Source organism: Streptomyces atriruber, assembly GCF_001418325.1.
Lineage (GTDB): Bacteria > Actinomycetota > Actinomycetes > Streptomycetales > Streptomycetaceae > Streptomyces > Streptomyces atriruber.
In genome coordinates, this window is the sequence record NZ_LIPN01000299.1 from 20,326 (window position 1) to 38,809 (window position 18,484).

The window sequence follows — 18,484 nt, forward strand, 5'->3', positions numbered from 1 at the left end:
CGGGAGTGAGAACGTGACTGGCTGGCAGTTCTGGGTCGACAGGGGCGGTACCTTCACCGACATCGTCGCGAGGCACCCGGACGGCAGTCTCCGCACGCACAAGCTCCTCTCGGACAACCCCGCGCGCTATCGGGACGCTGCCGTCGCGGGGATCCGTGAACTGCTGGACGGGGCGGCGGCGGACGGGGCGGCGACAGCGCACGGCACCCCCGCCGCGCAGGTCGAAGCCGTCCGCATGGGCACCACCGTCGCCACCAACGCCCTCCTGGAACGCAAGGGCGAACCCACCGCCCTGGTCATCACCCGCGGCTTCCGCGACGCCCTGCGCATCGCCTACCAGAACCGCCCGCACATCTTCGCCCGCGAGATCGTCCTGCCCGAGCTCCTCCACGACCGCGTCATCGAGGTCGACGAGCGCGTCGCCGCCGACGGTGAGGTGCTGCGCGCACCCGACCTGGACCGCCTGGAGGGGCAGCTGCGGCAGGCCCACGACGACGGGATCCGCTCCGTCGCGGTGGTCTGCATGCACAGCCACCTGTACCCCGCACACGAGCAGGCCATCGGCGACCTCGCCGCGCGCACCGGCTTCCCGCAGGTCTCGCTCTCCAGCGAGGTCAGCCCCCTCATGAAGCTCGTCCCGCGCGGCGACACCGCGGTCGTCGACGCGTATCTGTCACCGGTCCTGCGGCGCTACGTGCAGCACGTCGCCGACGAACTCCAGGGCGTACGACTGATGTTCATGCAGTCCAACGGCGGGCTCACGGAGGCGGGCACGTTCCGCGGCAAGGACGCGATCCTCTCCGGGCCCGCGGGCGGCATCGTGGGCATGGCCCGCATGTCGGGCCTCGCCGGATTCGACCGCGTCATCGGCTTCGACATGGGCGGCACCTCCACCGACGTGTCGCACTACGCGGGCGAGTACGAGCGGGTCTTCACCACCCAGATCGCGGGCGTCCGCCTGCGCGCCCCCATGCTCGACATCCACACGGTCGCCGCGGGCGGCGGCTCCGTGCTCCACTTCGACGGCAGCCGCTACCGCGTGGGCCCCGACTCGGCGGGCGCCGACCCCGGCCCCGCGAGCTACCGTGGCGGCGGGCCGCTCACCGTCACCGACGCCAACATCGCCCTCGGCCGCATCCAGCCCGACCACTTCCCCGCGGTGTTCGGCCCGCAGGGGGACCAGCCCCTGGACGGCGACCTCGTCCGCGACCGCTTCGCGGCCCTGGCCGAGGAGATCCGGGCGGCGACGGGCGACGAGCGGACGCCCGAGCAGGTGGCGGAGGGCTATCTGCGGATCGCGGTCGCCAACATCGCGGGCGCCGTCAAGCGCATCTCGGTCCAGAAGGGCCACGACGTCACGCGGTACGCCCTGACCACGTTCGGCGGGGCGGGCGGCCAGCACGCCTGCATGGTCGCCGACTCGCTGGGCATCCGCACCGTCCTCGTACCGCCGATGGCCGGGGTGCTCTCCGCGCTGGGCATCGGACTCGCCGACACCACGGCGATGCGCGAGCAGTCCGTGGAGACGCCCCTGTCGGCGTCCTCGATGCCGCACGTCCTGAAGACCGCCGACGACCTGGAGAGCGCGGCCCGCGACGAACTCCTCGCCGAGGACGTGCCGGCCGACCGCATCCGCGTCACGCGCCGCGCCCAGCTCCGCTACGACGGCACGGACACCGCCCTGACCGTGGAGCTCACGGACCCCGACACCATGACCGGGGACTTCGAGGACCGGCACCGTGCCACGTACTCCTTCACCCTGGACCGGCCCGTCGTCGTGGAGGCCCTCTCCGTGGAGGCCACCGGAGTCACCGAACCGCCCGACCTCTCGGTGCAGGCGGGCGCGGTGGAGCCGGGCACCCCGCAGCAGGTCCGCCTGCACTCCGGTGGCAGCCGACGCGACGTCCTCCTGCACCGCCGCGACGAACTGCCGCCCGGCAGAACCGTCACCGGACCGGCGATCATCACCGAGGCCGGGGCCACGACGGTCGTGGACGACGGCTGGCAGGCTTCGACGACGGCGGCGGGTCACCTGGTCATGGAACGCGTCCAGGCACCGGAGAGTTCCACCGCGGGCACCGCGGCCGATCCCGTCCTCCTGGAAGTCTTCAACAACCTCTTCATGTCGATCGCCGAACAGATGGGCGCCCGCCTGGAGTCCACGTCCCAGTCGGTGAACATCAAGGAGCGGCTCGACTTCTCCTGTGCGCTCTTCGACCCCGACGGCAACCTCGTCGCCAACGCCCCGCACATTCCCGTGCACCTGGGCTCGATGGGCACGAGCGTCAAGGAGGTCATCGAACGCCGGGGCAGCGGCATGCGCCCCGGGGACACCTACGCCGTCAACGACCCGTACCACGGCGGCACGCACCTCCCCGACGTCACCGTCATCACGCCGGTCTTCGACAGGCCGGGGGAGCACGGCACTTCGGAGGAGCGGATCCTCTTCTACGTTGCCTCGCGCGGCCACCACGCGGAGATCGGCGGCATCGCCCCCGGATCGATGCCGGCCGGCAGCCGCACCATCGACGAGGAGGGCATCCTCTTCGACAACTGGCTTCTTGTAGAAGAGGGCCGTTTCCGCGAGGCCGAGACCCGGAGCCTGCTCACCGACGCCCCGTACCCCTCGCGCAACCCGGACACCAACCTCGCCGACCTGCGCGCCCAGATCGCCGCCAACCAGAAGGGTGTCGACGAAGTCACCCGCATGATCGACGACTTCGGCCTCGACGTGGTCCAGGCGTACATGCAGCACGTCCAGGACAACGCGGAAGACGCCGTACGCCGCGTGATCGACGTCCTGGAAGAGGGCGAGTTCGCTTATCGAACCGACTCGGGCGCCACGATCCACGTCCGCGTCACCGTGGACCGCGCGGAACGCTCGGCCACCATCGACTTCACCGGTACGTCACGACAGCTCGCCACCAACTTCAACGCGCCCTTCGCGGTGGTCAACGCCGCCGTCCTGTACGTCTTCCGCACCCTCGTCGCCGACGACATCCCGCTCAACGACGGCTGCCTCCGCCCCCTGCGCATCATCGTGCCCCCGGGCTCGCTGCTCGCCCCCGAGCCGCCCGCGGCCGTCGTCGCGGGGAACGTGGAGACCTCACAGGCCATCACGGGCGCGCTCTACGCCGCCCTCGGCGTGCAGGCGGAGGGCTCGGGCACGATGAACAACGTGACGTTCGGGAACGACCACCACCAGTACTACGAGACGGTGGCCTCGGGATCCGGAGCGGGTGACGGCTTCGACGGGGCACCCGTCGTACAGACCCACATGACCAACTCGCGGCTCACCGACCCCGAAGTCCTGGAGTGGCGGCTGCCCGTCCTCCTGGAAGAGTTCGCCGTGCGCAAGGGCAGTGGCGGGGCCGGGAGGTGGCGGGGCGGGGACGGCGCCGTGCGCCGCATCCGGTTCCGCGAGCCGATGACCGTCTCCACCCTGTCGCAGCACCGTAGGGTCGCGCCGTACGGCATGGCGGGCGGCGCCCCCGGCGCACTAGGCGCCAACCGCGTGGAACGCGCGGACGGCTCCGTCGTGGAGCTCGGCGGCAGCGACTCGGCCGACCTGGCCCCCGGCGACGTACTCGTGATCGAAACCCCCGGCGGCGGCGGATACGGACCGGCCCCGCGCGACACCACTGATCCAGGAGAAGTGAGCGATGATCTTCAAGCGTACTGAGCGCGGCAAGGCCCCCGTCGAGCCGGTCACGCTGAAGATCCTCGTGGCGGGCGGCTTCGGCGTCGGCAAGACGACCCTGGTCGGCGCGGTCAGCGAGATCAAACCGCTGCGCACCGAGGAGACCCTCAGCGAAGCCGGCCGGCCCGTCGACGACACCAGCGGCGTCGCGGGCAAGCACACCACCACGGTGGCCATGGACTTCGGCCGCATCACGCTCCGCGAGGACCTGGTCCTGTACCTCTTCGGAACGCCGGGACAGGACCGCTTCTGGTTCCTCTGGGACGAGCTGGCGACCGGGGCGCTGGGCGCCGTCGTCCTCGCCGACACCCGGCGCCTGGAGGACTGCTTCGCCGCCGTGGACTACTTCGAACGGCGCTCCATACCCTTCGTCGTCGGCGTCAACTGCTTCGACGGAGCCTCCCGTTACCCCGCCGACGTCGTGCGCCAGGCCCTCGACCTCGATGACGACGTGCCCGTCGTGATGTGCGACGCGCGTGACCGCGAGACGGTCAAGGACGTCCTCATCGACGTCGTCGAGCACGCGATGGCGACAGCCGCGGCGGCACGGGAACCCGCCACTACGTAGCACGGGCCCCGCGGCCACAGCCGCGGCACGTACCCCCGCCGACTGGGGTACGGACCGCAGTCCCGCTCGGCTCAGCCCTCGTCCTCCTCCAGCCAGCCGAAGCTCCGCTCCACAGCCTTGTGCCAGTTGTGGAACTCGCGGTCCCGCGAGTCGGCGTCCATGCGCGGGCTCCACTCGACGTCCTGCTGCCAGTGCGCCTTCAGCTCGTCGAGGTCGTTCCACACACCGGTCGCGAGACCGGCCGCGTACGCCGCTCCCAGACACGTGGTCTCGGAGACCTTCGGACGGATCACCGGCACACCCAGGACATCCGCCTGATGCTGCATCAGGAGGTTGTTCTTGGTCATGCCGCCGTCCACCTTGAGGGTGGTGATCCGCACTCCGGAGTCCTGGTACATCGCGTCCACGACCTCGCGTGTCTGCCAGCTCGTCGCCTCCAGGACGGCCCGCGCGAGATGCGCCTTGGTGACGTACCGGGTGAGCCCGGTGATGACACCGCGCGCGTCGGAACGCCAGTAGGGCGCGTAGAGGCCGGAGAACGCCGGCACGATGTACGCCCCGCCGTTGTCGTCCACGCTCGCCGCGAGCGCCTCGATCTCATCCGCATTGCGGATGATGCCGAGCTGGTCCCGGAACCACTGCACCAGGGCGCCGGTGATCGCGATGGACCCCTCCAGGCAGTAGACCGGCGCCTCGGAGCCGATCTTGTAGCCCATCGTCGTGAGCAGTCCGCTCTTGGAGGGGACGGGCCGGTTGCCGGTGTTGAGCAGCAGGAAGCTGCCCGTGCCGTAGGTGTTCTTGGCCGTCCCCGTGTCGTAGCAGGCCTGCCCGAAAACGGCCGCCTGCTGGTCGCCGAGGGCGGAGGCGACGGGCACTCCGGAGAGCTGGCCCACGGCCGTGCCGTAGACCTCGGCCGACGACCTGATCTCCGGGAGGACCGCTTCGGGGACGTTCATCGCCGACAGGATCGACCGGTCCCACTGGAGCGTCTCCAGGTTCATCAGCATGGTGCGGCCCGCGTTGGTGACGTCGGTGACGTGCTTGCCGCCGTCGGTGCCGCCCGTGAGGTTCCAGATCAGCCAGGAGTCGATGGTGCCGAAGGCTATGTCGCCGCGCTCGGCGCGGGCCCTGAGCCCCGGCACGTTGTCGAGCAGCCAGGCGGCCTTGGGCCCGGAGAAGTAGCTCGCCAGGGGCAGCCCCGTCTGCTCGCGGAAGCGGTCCTGGCCGTCCGTGCCGCCCAGTTCGTTGCAGAGCGCCGAGGTGCGGGTGTCCTGCCAGACGATCGCGTTGTGCACGGGTTTGCCGGTGGCGCGGTCCCACAGGACCGTGGTCTCCCGCTGGTTGGTGATGCCCAGAGCGCTCAGCTGGTCGGCGCGGAGCCCGGCCTTGGCGATCGCCCCCGCGACCACTGCCTGCACTTTGGACCAGATCTCGGTGGCGTCGTGCTCCACCCAGCCGGGCTTGGGGAAGATCTGGCGGTGCTCGCGCTGGTCCACGGCGACGATCGCGCCGTCCTGGTTGAAGATGATGCAGCGGCTCGACGTGGTGCCCTGGTCGATGGCGGCGACGAATTTCTCGGAGCTGTCCGGCATGGCTACCCCTTGATGAGAAGACTCAGAAGGCTGCGTTGTAGATGACGCCCGCGAGAGCTCCGCCGATCAGCGGTCCGGCCACCGGAACCCAGGCGTAGCTCCAGTCGGACGTGCCCTTGTTGGGGATCGGCAGGAACGTGTGCACGATGCGCGGACCGAGGTCGCGCGCAGGGTTGATGGCGTAGCCCGTGGGGCCACCGAGGGAGAGGCCGATACCGACGACCAGGAAGGCCACGATCAGCGTCTGCGTGCCGGATTCGCCGAGCCCCTTGGTGAGCCCGAAGGCCAGGATGGGCAGCACCAGGGCGACGGTCGCGATGACCTCGGTGATGATGTTGGCGACCGGGTTCCGGATCTCCGGAATGGTGGAGAAGATGCCGAGTGTCGGCGTCGGCACGTGCACGCCCTCCGAGTCGCCCTTCGCGCCCCGCGTGACGTTGGCGTTGAACTGCGCCAGGTACACGAGGTAGGCGAGGACGGCGCCCAGCATCGCGCCGACCATCTGCCCGAGTACGTAGATCCAGACCTTGTCCCACTTCCCGGTGTCGATCGCGATGCCGAGCGTGACGGCCGGGTTGAGGTGGCCACCGGAGAGCGGGCCCGCGGTGTACGCGCCGGCGAGCACGCCGAAGCCCCACCCGAAGGCGATGACGACCCATCCGGAGGCCTTCGCCTTCGAATGGCTGAGTGTGACGGCGGCGCACACACCGGCGCCGAGAAGAATCAGGATCGCGGTGCCGATGACCTCACCGACGAAGATGTCCCCGTTCGCGTACATGGCGGCTCCTAGGACCTCGCCCGGGGCGGTGCGCCCCGGTCCTCCGTGCAGGGTGCGTTCCCACGACTACCGCCTGGATACGCCCGGCTGACGCAGCCGGAGGCAGAGGTCTCCCGATCCTCTCCCGGCGCCCATGGCGAGCGTGCCGTCACAGCCGAATCGCCGATGGGGGATGCCCCGTTGAACAGGCCCTTTGTGCCGACTCTTCGCGCGCGCAGACGCTCTGGGCGCGGGGAGCCGAGGTGCGGCGACGCCGACTGACACCCGGAAGTGTTCACCGATGGTGATGGAGCGTCAAGGTCGCGGACGGCAACGGTTAACCGGCGTGTGGGCTTCCTCCACAGTGCCTGTGGCGAGCCCTGGGGCCCCGCCCGCGGCCGTGGACCGCGCGACGGCGTGCCGAGCGCCCACGGCCCCCGCCGAGAGGCTCAGCGCACCGCGACGACCGAGGAGCCGTGGCCGAACAGACCCTGGTTCGCGGTGACACCCACGCGCGCCCCATCGACCTGACGCACCCCTGCCGTCCCTCTCAACTGCCACGTCACCTCGCAGACTTGGGCGATGGCCTGAGCAGGCACGGCCTCCCCGAAGGAAGCGAGGCCCCCACTGGTGTTCACCGGCACGCGTCCGCCCGGCGCCGTCGCCCCGTCGCGCAGCAACTTGGCGCCCTCGCCCTCGCCGCACAGGCCCAGGTCCTCGTACCACTGCAGTTCCAGGGCGGTCGACAGGTCGTAGACCTCGGCCAGCGATATGTCCTCGGGGCCTATGCCCGCTTCTTCGTACGCCGCGCGCGCGATGGACGCGCGGAACGTCCCGTCGGCGGGGTCCACGCCCGCTGCCGAGTCCGTGGCGACGTCCGGCAGGTCGAGCACCGTGGTGGGATACGTCGGGGTGACCGTGGACACCGCGCGGATGCGCACCGGGTCCGCCGCTCCGTGGCGACGGGCGAACTCCATGCTGGACAGCACCAGGGCCGCGGCCCCGTCCGAGGTGGCACAGATGTCGAGCAGCCGCAGTGGATCGGCCACCACGGCGGACGCGGCGACCTCCTCGGCGGTGACGGCCTTGCGGTAGCGCGCGTTGGCGTTGAGCGCGCCCGCCGCGGCGTTCTTCACCTTGACCTGGGCGAAGTCGTCGAGGGTGTCGCCGTGCACGGCCATGCGTCGGCGGGCGTACAGGCCGAAGTAGGCGGGGTTGGTCGCGCCGAGGACGCGGAACCGCAGCCAGTCGGGGTCGCCGGGCCGGTCCCCGCCCGCCGGCCGGAAGAAGCCTTTGGGGGCCGCGTCGGCACCGACCACCAGGACGACGTCGGCCATGCCCGCGAGGATCTGCGTACGCGCCGTGTTGATCGCCTGGGCGCCGGACGCGCAGGCCGCGTACACGCTCGCCACGCGCGCGCCCTGCCAGCCGAGCGCCTTGGCGAACGTCGCCCCCGCCACGTACCCCGGATAGCCGCCGCGCACCGTGTCCGCGCCGACGATGGAGCGCACGTCCCGCCACTCGACCCCGGCGTCCGCGAGCGCCGCGCGCGCCGCCGCCACCCCGTATTCGACGAATCCGCGCCCCCACTTGCCCCAGGGGTGCATGCCAGCGCCGAGCACCGCCACCTCGCCGCTCATGCGCCCACCCCCACCGGCCGCCAGTGCCATGTCGTCCATGTCGTCCCGCTGTCCTCGTTCAGCACGCCGGGGACGACCTCCACCTCCATGCCGACCTCCAGATCGGCCACGGAGACCCCGGGAACCGACTGCCCGAGCACCACCATCCGCTCCGCCTCCAGCTCCACAGCGATCAACGTGTAGGGCTCCCAGGGAAGTTCCGGGTCGGAGACGTAGGGAGCCGGTGGCCGATAGCGGCCGTCGGTGTACGACCAGACGCGTCCGCGCCGCGACAACGGCACCTCGGCCAGCTCCCCGCCCGCACAGCCGGGATTGCGGCAGAACCCGTCCTCGCGGGGGAAGAAGACGGAGGCGCACGCCGAGCAGCGCGTGCCCAGAAGGCGGAAGTCGTCATCCTCCCCGGCGAACCAGTTGGCCACCACGGGTGTGCGCTTACGCGACAAGGCTCCTCCAGGCGCTGGATCTGACGGAACGTCAGAAGTGTGCCACGGGCAACCGCCTTTCGTCATGGGGTGCCGGATTCCGCCAAGGGGTGGCCGACTTCCGTCGGAGGGGTGAAATCCCGGGGGACACGGTGAACCGGATGGCCTCGATGTGCGTCCGAGTATCGGTAGGGGGCGTCCGGGGCCGACGGGGGTGGTCCCGGACGGCTCCTACGGCTCCTACGGCACCTCCGGTGCCGTCCCGCCCTCACTTCCCCTGCAGCGACCTCCGGGAGACGGGGAAGTCGAAGTAGGTGTCGGGGAACGACTCGGGCTTGTACGTGTAGTGCCACCACTCTTCGGGGAGGTTGACGAAGCCCTCCTTGCCGAGCGCGTCGCGCAGAAGGTCGCGGTTGGCGCGCTGCTTCCCCCCGATCCGGGGATCGTCCGTGTGCGACAGCGTGTCGAAGCAGTCGAAGCCCGTCCCCATGTCCACGGAGTTGTCGGGGAAGCGCTCGTCCCGCGGCCCGAAGCACGGCGTGAGCGGCTCCCCGGGGACGTACGGCCGGGTCGGCAGGGCCGGCAGCCGCACCGCCGTCAGATCCACGGTGGAGCCCCGGCTGTGCCCGGACTTCTCCGCGATGTAACCGTCCTCGAACAGCCGCGACTTGTCTACAAGGGGATAGAACTCCGCCTTCATGCGCTCGTCGGCGAGATCCTCGGCCCAGTGCACGAAGTGGTCGACGGCCCGCTGCGGCCGGTAGCAGTCGTACACCTTCAGGGAGTAGCCCTTGCGCAACAGCTTGCGCTGCGCCTTGTGCAGGGCCTTCGCCGCGGGCTCCGTGAGGATGCACAGCGGCTTCTTGTACCCGTCGACGGGCTCGCCCACGAAGTTGTGCGGCGTGAAGTAGCGCATCTCCTGAATGATCGTCGGGTCGACGTCGCGCAGCGCGACGAACTCCTCCGGAGCCTTCGGTTCGGCCCGTGCGTGCGCGGGGGAGGGGGCGGCGGCCACGGAAAGCAGGGCGGCGGCACAGACGGCGAGATTCCGCAGGGCGGGGACAAGTCCTGTCATGCCCCAGCGTCTATCAGGACCACCACCACCCGCGAAAGACCGGCGCGACAGGGATCGGATACAGTCCGCGGCGTGTCCGCATCCCCACACTCCACCAACTCCGTTCCGGGCTCCCACTGTTCGAGCTGTGGAACGTCCTACGAGGACCGGCCCACGGGCTGGCCCCGCACCTGCGCCCACTGCGGCGCGGTGGCCTACCGCAATCCGCTGCCCGTGGCGATCGCCCTCCAGCCGGTCTACGACACCCAGGGCACCGGCCTGGTCGTCGTGACCCGCACCATCGCTCCCGCGCGGGGAGGCATCGCGCTGCCCGGCGGGTTCATCGACGACCGGGAGGACTGGCGCGACGCGGTCGTGCGCGAGCTGAAGGAAGAGACCGGCATCGGAGCCGAGAGCCGGGACGTCCGCCTGGTCGACGCCATGAGCGCGGCCGACGGGCACCTCCTGCTCTTCGGCCTCCTTCCCGAGCGACCCGTCACGGACCTGCCGCAGTCCGCGCCGACGGACGAGACCGAGGGCTGGAACCTGCTGCGCCGCCCCGACGAGCTCGCCTTCCCGCTGCACACGCTGGCGGCACACGCCTGGTTCGAGGGCCGCTACTGACCCTCACCCGTCCAGACCCCGTACCCGCACCGGACGCCCCGGTGCGGGCCCGTCCTCGCCCCCCTCCCGCTCGACGACCACTCGCCCTTCGCTCCACCGCGTCGTGAACCGTTCGAGCTCCGCCTCAGCCCACCCGTCACCCGCGTCGGCCACCACGAGGCCACCACCCGAACGCCCCTCGGCGGGCGCCCACACCTCCAGCTCCAGGCCTCCGTCGCACCCGCACACGGGCAACACCGTGCCTCCGCGCGCGAATACCGGAATGCGCGACAACGGAGCGTCCACCAGCACCTTCCCGGGCCCCTCATAAGCCCTGCCGGTCGCCGTGTCGTACCAGCGCCCCGGAGGCAACCGCACCGCCCGCCGCACCGCACCGCTCTCCAGCACCGGCGCCACCAACAACGAGTCGCCGAGCAGGAACGCGTCCTCACAGTCCCGCAACGCCCTGTCCTCAGGATTCCCCCACCACAAGGGCCGCACATAGGGAGCGCCCGTACGCCGCGCGAGATGGGCGAGCGTCACGAAGTACGGCATCAGCCGCCTGCGCTCCACGAGCACCTCGCGCGCGTGCCCCAGCACCTCGTCGCCGAACTCCCACGGCTCACGCCGACCCGCCCCGATCGCCGCATGCGTGCGGAACAACGGCAGATACGCACCCAGTTGGAACCACCGCAGATACAGCTCCGGCGACGGACTGCCGTCGAACCCGCCCACATCGGGACCCGAGTACGGCACCCCGCACAACCCGAGCCCCAGCACCAACGACAGCGACGCGCGCAACCCGGGCCACCCCGTGGACACATCCCCGGACCACGTCCCTCCGTAGCGCTGCATTCCCGCCCACCCCGAACGGGAGAACAAGAAGGGCCGCTCCTCGGGCTGCAGTTCACTCAGCGCCCCGTACCCCGCATGAGCCATCGCCAGGCCGTAGACGTTGTGGGCCTCCCTGTGGTCGCCACCACGCCCTTCCAGGGAGTGCCGTGCCGACCGCGGCAGCGTCGCCTCACCGAACGCGGCGAACGACACCGGCTCGTTCATGTCGTGCCAGAAACCCGAGAACCCCTGGTCGACACGCTCCTTGTAGAGCGTGGCCCACCACTCCCGCGCGCGCGGGTCGGTGAAATCGGGGAACACCGCCTCTCCGGGCCACACGACACCACGCACCAGCCGCCCCGTGGCATCCCGCACGAAGGCATCCGCCGCCACGCCGCTGTCGTACACCTCGACCCCTCGCTCGGACTTCACCGCCGGGTCGACGATCGAGACGAGCCGGATCCCGCCCTTGCGCAACTCGTCCGCGAACTGCGGCAGCTTGGGGAACCGATCCCGGTCGACGGTGAACACCTGATGCGCTTCGTAGTGGTCGATGTCCAGATGAACCGCGTCCAACGGCAGCCCGCGCTCCTGATAGCCCGCGACGATCCGCCGCACCTCCTGCTCACTGCCGAAGCCCCACCGCGCGTGATGGTGCCCGAGCGCCCACGAGGGCGGCAGCGCCGGCGGACCGGTGAGCGACGCCCAGCTGTGCAACACGCGCGCGGGAGTGCCGACCATCGCCCAGTAGCGCAGCGGACCGCCACTCATCCGCACCTCGCACGAACCGACCCGGTCGTGCCCGGACCCGGCGCCCTCCACACCCTCGTGGACCGAGACCGCGCCCTCCCAGGTGTTGTCGTGGAAGACCAGATGCGTGGCGGCGTCGGCCACCACCATCTGCACCGGCATGGTGATGTACAGCGGGTCGTCGCCCGGCCCGAAGGAGCCGCCCGGATCCGTGTTCCACAGCCGGTACGTCCCGTTCCGCAGCCGAGGCCCCGAGGACCGGCCGCCGAGACCGAAGAACCGCGCGTCCGCCGGCACCTCCGACCGCTGCACCCAGCGGGCCGCGCCCCCGTCGGACCGCTCCCACCAGCGTGGCGGCAGATCCCGCCGCAGCGTCACACCGCCGGGCGTGCGCAGCTCCACCGCGCCGTACCGCGAGACGACGACCGTCACCCGCTCCGAGACGACCCGCCAGCCGCCCTCCGTGTCGGGCTCGAGGACGGCCCGGGGATCCGGTTCGGGGCTGCGGCACGCCAACGCGTACGACGGCTCGGGCGCCGCCCCGTCCCACCCCAGGAACACCGCACCGCCCGCGGTCACCCGCACCCGCAGCTCGGCACGGGCGAACCGCACCACACCGCCCCCCGGTTCCGGCTCCATCGCCGTCACGGCGCCGGGCACCCGGGCACGCTCCGCTCCCGGAGGTTCGAGCGCCGCCGCGTCCGCCCGCCACCGGCGCCACGAGGAGCGCACCGTGCGCAACCCCTGCGCCGTGCCGACCATGCCGACCGCCTTCACCGAACGCACCAGGTCACGACCGTTCATGCTGCTCACCCTGCCACCGAAGAGGCCGTATGTGTGCCCCGTTCATTGGCCGTTCACCTGGGGCGACGGCACATAACGGCGGGGCCGACTGTGTGAGGCACACCCTGGTGCGGAAGTCGATCACGTGGCATCGTCCCTTGCAGCCGTGTTCACGCGCACACCCAGCACGTGCGCACTCCACACGCATACGACGCGTACAGTCCGGGAGCCGCCCCATGACGTCCTCAGCGAACCCTGCGCCGCTCTGGCAGCCAAGCCCGGAAAGGATCGCCGAAGCGCAGGTCACACGGTTCCAGGCCTGGGCCGCCGAGCACTACGGAGCCCCGGCCGACGGTGGCTACGAAGCGCTGCACCGCTGGTCGGTGACCGAGCTGGAGACGTTCTGGAAGGCCGTCACCGACTGGTTCGACGTCCGCTTCACCTCCCCATACGCGCGTGTACTGGGCGACCGTGCCATGCCCGGTGCCGAGTGGTTCCCCGGAGCGACCCTCAACTACGCCGAGCACGCCCTGCGCGCCGCGGACGACCCCACGCGCGCGAACACTCCGGCCCTCCTGTACGTCGACGAGAGCCACGAGCCGCAGCCCGTCACCTGGGCCGAGCTGCGCAGCCAGGTCGGCTGTCTGACGGCGGAACTGCGCACCCTCGGCGTACGCCCAGGAGACCGTGTCAGCGGCTACCTGCCGAACATCCCGCAGGCCGTCGTCGCCCTCCTGGCCACCGCCGCCGTCGGCGCCGTCTGGACCTCCTGCGCCCCCGACTTCGGAGCCCGCAGCGTCCTCGACCGCTTCCAGCAGGTCGAACCGGTCGTCCTGTTCACCGTCGACGGCTACCGCTACGGAGGCAAGGAGCACGACCGCCGCGACACCGTCGCCGAGCTCCGCGCCGAACTGCCCAGCCTCCGCGCGGTCGTCCACATCCCGCTCCTCGGCACCGAAGCCCCCGAAGGCGCCCTGGAATGGTCGGCGCTCACCTCGGGGGACACCGCCCCCACCTTCGAGGCCGTGCCGTTCGACCACCCCCTGTGGGTGCTCTACTCCTCCGGCACCACCGGCCTGCCCAAGGCGATCGTCCAGTCCCAGGGCGGCATCCTCGTCGAACACCTCAAGCAGCTCGGCCTGCACTGCGACCTCGGCCCCGACGACCGCTTCTTCTGGTACACCTCGACCGGCTGGATGATGTGGAACTTCCTCGTCTCCGGCCTCCTGACGGGCACCACGATCGTCCTGTACGACGGCAGCCCCGGCCACCCAGACACCGCAGCCCAGTGGCGCATCGCCGAACGCACCGGAGCCACCCTCTTCGGCACCTCGGCCGCGTACGTCATGGCCTGCCGCAAGGCGGACGTCCACCCCGCCCGTGACTTCGACCTCTCCCGCGTCACCTGCGTCGCCACGACCGGCTCCCCCCTGCCTCCGGACGGCTTCCGCTGGCTGCACGACGAGTTCGCCGACACCCCCGGCGGCCTGTGGACGGCCTCGGTCAGCGGCGGCACGGACGTCTGCTCCTGCTTCGCCGGAGCGGTCCCGACCCTCCCCGTGCACATCGGCGAGCTCCAGGCCCCCTGCCTGGGCACGGACCTGCAGTCCTGGGACCCCCACGGCAAGCCGCTGACCGACGAGGTCGGCGAACTGGTCGTCACCAACCCCATGCCGTCCATGCCCATCCACTTCTGGAACGACCCGGACGGCACCCGCTACCACGACAGCTACTTCGACACCTATCCCGGCGTCTGGCGGCACGGCGACTGGATCACCCTCACCTCACGAGGCTCGGTGGTCATCCACGGCCGCTCCGATTCCACGCTCAACCGCCAGGGCGTCCGCATGGGATCGGCCGACATCTACGAAGCCGTCGAACGACTCCCGGAGATCCGCGAGTCCCTCGTCATCGGAGTCGAGCAGCCCGACGGCGGCTACTGGATGCCGCTCTTCGTCCACCTCGTCGAGGGCGCCGCCCTCGACAACGCCCTCCGCGACCGGATCAAAGTGACGATCCGTGAGCAGCTCTCCCCGCGCCACGTCCCCGACGAGGTCATCGAGGTCCCCGGCATCCCGCACACTCTGACCGGCAAGCGCATCGAGGTCCCGGTCAAGCGCCTCCTCCAGGGCACACCTCTGGACAAGGCGGTCAATCCGGGCTCCGTCGACCGCCTCGAACTCCTCGACTTCTACGCGGACCTGGCCCGCCAGCGCTCCTGACGATCTCGTCTTCCCCCAGCTCAGCGGTCGTTGTCAGTGGCTCTCGTTACTGTGAGTGAGCATTGATCGACCGAGTGCAGGGGGAATCATGGCGCACACCCGAAACGACACGATGCGACGCGCACTGCGCCGCGAAGTCGCCGGAACCATCGGCCTGCTGGCCGACGAGGAGGACTTCGCGGCCATGCGCCGCTACCGCACCTTCACCTTCGACGACCACGAGACCTACCTCAAGCAGGTCGAAGGCCTCCTCAGAACCCTCGCCTCCCAGGGACGGCACACCACCGTCGCCCTCTTCGACCCCGAGGAGTTCCAGGAGTACTGCGCGGAGACCGGACTGAACCCGGACACCTCGGACAGCCGCACCCGCTTCACCGCCGCACTGGCATCGGGCGGCCCCACCGTTCCGTACGAGGGCCAGCCCCTGGCCGAGCTCGTCCCCGACCTGGTCGACGAGGCGGTCCGCCGGGCCACCTGGGAGTACGCGACAGTCGTGCTCGCCCGCGCAGGAACCTGCGCAACGTGCGGCGAGGACATCGGCCGAGCCGCCTTCGCCCGAGCCTCCGCACTCATCACCCAGGCCGTCGACACCACCCGACCGGGCACCCGCCACCTGGTCTGCAGCGTCCCCTCCGACCCCGAAACGCTCCTCGCCGCACTCCACGTCGAGGTGGACGCCGAGGGCCGCACCCTGCTCGACGACACCGAAGCCCTGGAATTCGCCACGGTCCTCGCGGTCGGCATCGCCACCCACCGCGCGGCCGGCATGGTGCTGCGCTCCAGCGGCGACGGCACCCGCGACCGTGTCCACGGCTGGCGCATGAACGGCGGCCGACTCCAGCCCCTCACCGCGGCCGAGGTCTTCGACGCCTACTGCACCGACGCCATCTCCGGCGAGCTCGTCGCCCCCGAATCCGGCGTCGACTACTGCGCAGCACCCCGCCTCGAAGCCGACGATCCCGAAGGGGGACACACGCACTGAACACACGAGGGCCGCCCCACCGAACGGTGAGGCGGCCCTCGGAAACAATCTCGTCGGCTACTCGCCCGACAGCACCGCCTGCGCGGCCTTGCGAGCCTCTTCCGCGCTGTCCGCGGCACGCGCCGCCGACGCGGCACGCTCGCACTGGGCCAGCGTGTACTTGCCGAGCGTCGCGCGCACGTAAGGAATGGACGCCGCACCCATCGACAGAGAGGTGACACCCAGACCGGTCAGCACACACGCGAGCAGCGGGTCGGAAGCCGCCTCGCCACACACGCCACAGCTCTTGCCCTCGGCGCTCGCCGCCTCGGCGGACAGCGCGACCAGGTCGAGCAGCGCGGGCTGCCACGGGTCCTGCAGCCGCGACACGGCACCCACCTGCCGGTCGGCGGCGAAGGCGTACTGCGCGAGGTCATTGGTGCCCAGCGAAAGGAACTCGACCTCCTGGAGGATCGAGCGCGCCCGCAGCGCGGCCGAGGGAATCTCGACCATCGCACCGAACTTCGCCTGCAGCCCTGCCTCACGGCACGCGTCCGCGAACGCCTTGGCGTCGGTACGGTCCGCCACCATCGGCGCCATGACCTCAAGGTAGACGGGCAGACCCTCGGCGGCCTTGGCCAGCGCGGTCAGCTGCGTCCGCAGCACCTCGGGGTGGTCGAGCAGCGACCGCAGACCGCGCACACCGAGCGCCGGGTTCGGCTCATCGGCCGGCGTCAGGAAGTCCAGCGGCTTGTCGGCACCGGCGTCCAGCACTCGCACGACGACTCGGCCCTCGGGGAACGCCTCGAGCACCTTGCGGTACGCCTCGACCTGCTTCTCCTCGGACGGCGCCTTGCTGCTGTCGTCCAGGAACAGGAACTCGGTGCGGAACAGGCCGACACCCTCGGCGCCCGCCTCGACGGCCGCCGGCACGTCGGCGGGACCGCCGACGTTGGCGAGCAGCGGCACCTTGTGCCCGTCGGACGTCGCACCCGGACCGGTCGACGCGGCCAGCGCGGCCTTGCGCTCGGCAGCGGCAGCCTCGAGCTGAGCCCGCTTCTCCGCGCTAGGGTCCACGAAGATCTCACCGGTGCTGCCGTCCACGGCGACGACCGTGCCCTCGGCGAGCTCACCGGCGCCCGGCAGCGCGACGACGGCCGGCACACCGAGCGCACGCGCCAGAATCGCGCTGTGACTCGTGGGCCCGCCCTCCTCGGTGACGAAGCCGAGCACCAGAGCCGGGTCGAGCAGCGCGGTGTCCGCAGGCGCGAGGTCACGCGCGATCAGGATGTAGGGCTGGTCGCTGTCCGGGACACCCGGCATCGGCACGCCCAGCAGGCGCGCGACGATGCGGTTCCGCACGTCATCGAGGTCCGCCACCCGACCGGCCATGTACTCACCGGCACCGGCGAGCAGTTCGCGGTAGTGGGAGAACGCGTCGTAGACAGCGCGCTCGGCCGTGCTGCCGACGGTGATGCGCCGGTCGACATCGGACATGAGCTCCGGATCCTGAGCGATCATGGCCTGCGCCTCGAGCACCGCCTGGGCCTCGCCACCGGCCAGATTGCCGCGCGCATTCAGGTCGGCCGCCACAGCTTCCACGGCCTGGCGGGCGCGCCCCTGTTCGCGCTCGGCCTCCTCCGCGGGAATCTGCTTCGCCGGCGGCTCGAGAACCGCCGTACCCATGTGCCGAACCTCGCCGACCGCCACTCCGTGGCTGACACCGACGCCTCGCAGCGTTGTCTCCATTTCACCCGTCTCCGGTTGTGCGACGGGCCCAGCCGCCGCGGTGGTTGTCCTGCGTGCCGTCGGTGACGGCGATGACGTCACTTCCAGCTGAAGAGCGCGTCGCCGGCCTTCACTTCGCCGTCCTCGACGAGGTCGGCGAGGGACTCGGCGGTGGCTTCGAGCGCGACGATCGGGCACACCGGCGACTTGCCGGCGGCCTCGACGGCCGACGGGTCCCAGCGCACCACGGCCTGGCCGCGCTGCACGGTGTCACCCTTGTTGACGAGGAGCTCGAAGCCCTCGCCGTTGAGCTGGACGGTGTCGATGCCGAGGTGCGTCAGCACGCCGTGACCCTGGTCGTCGACCACCACGAAGGCGTGCGGGTGGAGGGAGACGACGATGCCGTCCACGGGAGAGACGGCCTCAGAGGGCTCGCGCGCGGGATCAATGGCCGTGCCGGGCCCCACCATGGCGCCTGAGAACACGGGATCCGGTACAGCAGAGAGCCCAATGGCACGTCCTGCAAGCGGGGACGAAACACTGGTCATGGCAAGCCTCCCAGGGGGGTGGAGATTCATAGCCGCCGTCACTACCTGTCCTGGACGACGCACTGTTCAGAAGGGTAAGTCATAAGAAGTCCCGGTTCCGCATGAGTGGTCCCGGTTGGCGGACGTAGAGGCAGTGCACAAACGATTTGCGCCCGCCCGGAGCCCGATGTACAGTCGTACTCCTGCCTGGGGCCGTGGGACGCAGTCAAGCGTCCGGTTCTGGCAGCATCCTTCTAGTCAGATCCTATCCCTGGGTCCGGTTCCGCATGTCCGCGGTGACCGTGGTCAGAGAGTCGAATGAGACCTGATAAAGTCGGAACCG

General features: G+C 70.7%; 13 protein-coding genes. 5 read left to right on the forward strand and 8 right to left on the reverse strand.

Annotated features, from left to right (window positions below; translation table 11 throughout):
- The first annotated feature begins 13 nt into the window (after positions 1-13).
- Complete coding sequence (locus tag AOK03_RS28030) at positions 14-3,682, forward strand: hydantoinase B/oxoprolinase family protein (RefSeq protein ID WP_055568140.1); 3,669 nt, start codon at positions 14-16, stop codon at positions 3,680-3,682.
- The gene (locus tag AOK03_RS28035; RefSeq protein ID WP_055568141.1) at positions 3,663-4,268 is read left to right on the forward strand and encodes a GTP-binding protein; all 606 of its coding nucleotides are present in this window, start codon (positions 3,663-3,665) and stop codon (positions 4,266-4,268) included. Before AOK03_RS28030 ends, AOK03_RS28035 begins: the two co-directional genes overlap by 20 nt.
- A gap of 71 nt (positions 4,269-4,339) precedes the next feature.
- Here AOK03_RS28035 and glpK read toward each other — a convergent pair whose 3' ends face one another.
- From glpK to AOK03_RS28060, 5 genes are all read right to left on the reverse strand, one after another.
- The gene (gene glpK / locus AOK03_RS28040; RefSeq protein ID WP_055568142.1) at positions 4,340-5,860 is read right to left on the reverse strand and encodes a glycerol kinase GlpK; all 1,521 of its coding nucleotides are present in this window, start codon (positions 5,858-5,860) and stop codon (positions 4,340-4,342) included.
- Between the two features lie 22 nt (positions 5,861-5,882).
- Positions 5,883-6,638: an MIP/aquaporin family protein gene (locus AOK03_RS28045; RefSeq protein ID WP_055568143.1), complete on the reverse strand. Its 756-nt coding sequence runs from the start codon at positions 6,636-6,638 to the stop codon at positions 5,883-5,885.
- A gap of 428 nt (positions 6,639-7,066) precedes the next feature.
- The gene (locus AOK03_RS28050) at positions 7,067-8,257 is read right to left on the reverse strand and encodes a lipid-transfer protein (RefSeq protein ID WP_055568153.1); all 1,191 of its coding nucleotides are present in this window, start codon (positions 8,255-8,257) and stop codon (positions 7,067-7,069) included.
- Entirely contained in the window at positions 8,254-8,679 is a 426-nt protein-coding gene (locus tag AOK03_RS28055) for a Zn-ribbon domain-containing OB-fold protein (protein ID WP_055568144.1), read from the reverse strand. The genes AOK03_RS28050 and AOK03_RS28055 overlap by 4 nt, the downstream gene beginning before the upstream one ends.
- A 268-nt stretch (positions 8,680-8,947) precedes the next feature.
- Positions 8,948-9,754: a M15 family metallopeptidase gene (locus AOK03_RS28060; protein ID WP_055568145.1), complete on the reverse strand. Its 807-nt coding sequence runs from the start codon at positions 9,752-9,754 to the stop codon at positions 8,948-8,950.
- Between the two features lie 72 nt (positions 9,755-9,826).
- Here AOK03_RS28060 and AOK03_RS28065 point away from each other — a divergent pair, with 72 nt between their 5' ends.
- The gene (locus AOK03_RS28065; RefSeq protein ID WP_055568146.1) at positions 9,827-10,357 is read left to right on the forward strand and encodes an NUDIX domain-containing protein; all 531 of its coding nucleotides are present in this window, start codon (positions 9,827-9,829) and stop codon (positions 10,355-10,357) included.
- Between the two features lie 3 nt (positions 10,358-10,360).
- On the opposite strand, the gene AOK03_RS28070 is transcribed toward AOK03_RS28065, so the two are convergent.
- Positions 10,361-12,724, reverse strand: a complete 2,364-nt coding sequence (locus AOK03_RS28070) for a glycoside hydrolase family 31 protein (protein WP_055568154.1) — start codon at positions 12,722-12,724, stop codon at positions 10,361-10,363.
- Between the two features lie 215 nt (positions 12,725-12,939).
- Here AOK03_RS28070 and AOK03_RS28075 point away from each other — a divergent pair, with 215 nt between their 5' ends.
- Both AOK03_RS28075 and AOK03_RS28080 read left to right on the forward strand, forming a co-directional pair.
- A complete protein-coding gene (locus tag AOK03_RS28075) occupies positions 12,940-14,925 on the forward strand; it encodes an acetoacetate--CoA ligase (protein ID WP_055568147.1) in 1,986 nt (661 codons plus the stop codon).
- A gap of 88 nt (positions 14,926-15,013) precedes the next feature.
- On the forward strand, positions 15,014-15,907 hold the full coding sequence (locus AOK03_RS28080; protein WP_055568148.1) for a hypothetical protein: 894 nt from the start codon (positions 15,014-15,016) through the stop codon (positions 15,905-15,907).
- Positions 15,908-15,964: 57 nt separating this feature from the next.
- On the opposite strand, the gene ptsP is transcribed toward AOK03_RS28080, so the two are convergent.
- Positions 15,965-17,635: a phosphoenolpyruvate--protein phosphotransferase gene (ptsP, locus tag AOK03_RS28085; RefSeq protein WP_055568149.1), complete on the reverse strand. Its 1,671-nt coding sequence runs from the start codon at positions 17,633-17,635 to the stop codon at positions 15,965-15,967.
- Between the two features lie 77 nt (positions 17,636-17,712).
- Entirely contained in the window at positions 17,713-18,162 is a 450-nt protein-coding gene (locus tag AOK03_RS28090) for a PTS sugar transporter subunit IIA (protein WP_055568150.1), read from the reverse strand.
- Positions 18,163-18,484 lie beyond the last annotated feature (322 nt).

Bases quoted from the DNA above. Each gene is read 5' to 3' on its own strand.
- ptsP (WP_055568149.1), bottom strand. From the start codon at position 17,635: ATGGAGACAACGCTGCGAGGCGTCGGTGTCAGCCACGGAGTGGCGGTC.
- glpK (WP_055568142.1), bottom strand. From the start codon at position 5,860: ATGCCGGACAGCTCCGAGAAATTCGTCGCCGCCATCGACCAGGGCACC.
- AOK03_RS28045 (WP_055568143.1), bottom strand. From the start codon at position 6,638: ATGTACGCGAACGGGGACATCTTCGTCGGTGAGGTCATCGGCACCGCG.
- AOK03_RS28060 (WP_055568145.1), bottom strand. From the start codon at position 9,754: ATGACAGGACTTGTCCCCGCCCTGCGGAATCTCGCCGTCTGTGCCGCC.
- AOK03_RS28035 (WP_055568141.1), top strand. From the start codon at position 3,663: ATGATCTTCAAGCGTACTGAGCGCGGCAAGGCCCCCGTCGAGCCGGTC.
- AOK03_RS28070 (WP_055568154.1), bottom strand. From the start codon at position 12,724: ATGAACGGTCGTGACCTGGTGCGTTCGGTGAAGGCGGTCGGCATGGTC.
- AOK03_RS28050 (WP_055568153.1), bottom strand. From the start codon at position 8,257: ATGAGCGGCGAGGTGGCGGTGCTCGGCGCTGGCATGCACCCCTGGGGC.
- AOK03_RS28075 (WP_055568147.1), top strand. From the start codon at position 12,940: ATGACGTCCTCAGCGAACCCTGCGCCGCTCTGGCAGCCAAGCCCGGAA.
- AOK03_RS28080 (WP_055568148.1), top strand. From the start codon at position 15,014: ATGGCGCACACCCGAAACGACACGATGCGACGCGCACTGCGCCGCGAA.
- AOK03_RS28090 (WP_055568150.1), bottom strand. From the start codon at position 18,162: ATGACCAGTGTTTCGTCCCCGCTTGCAGGACGTGCCATTGGGCTCTCT.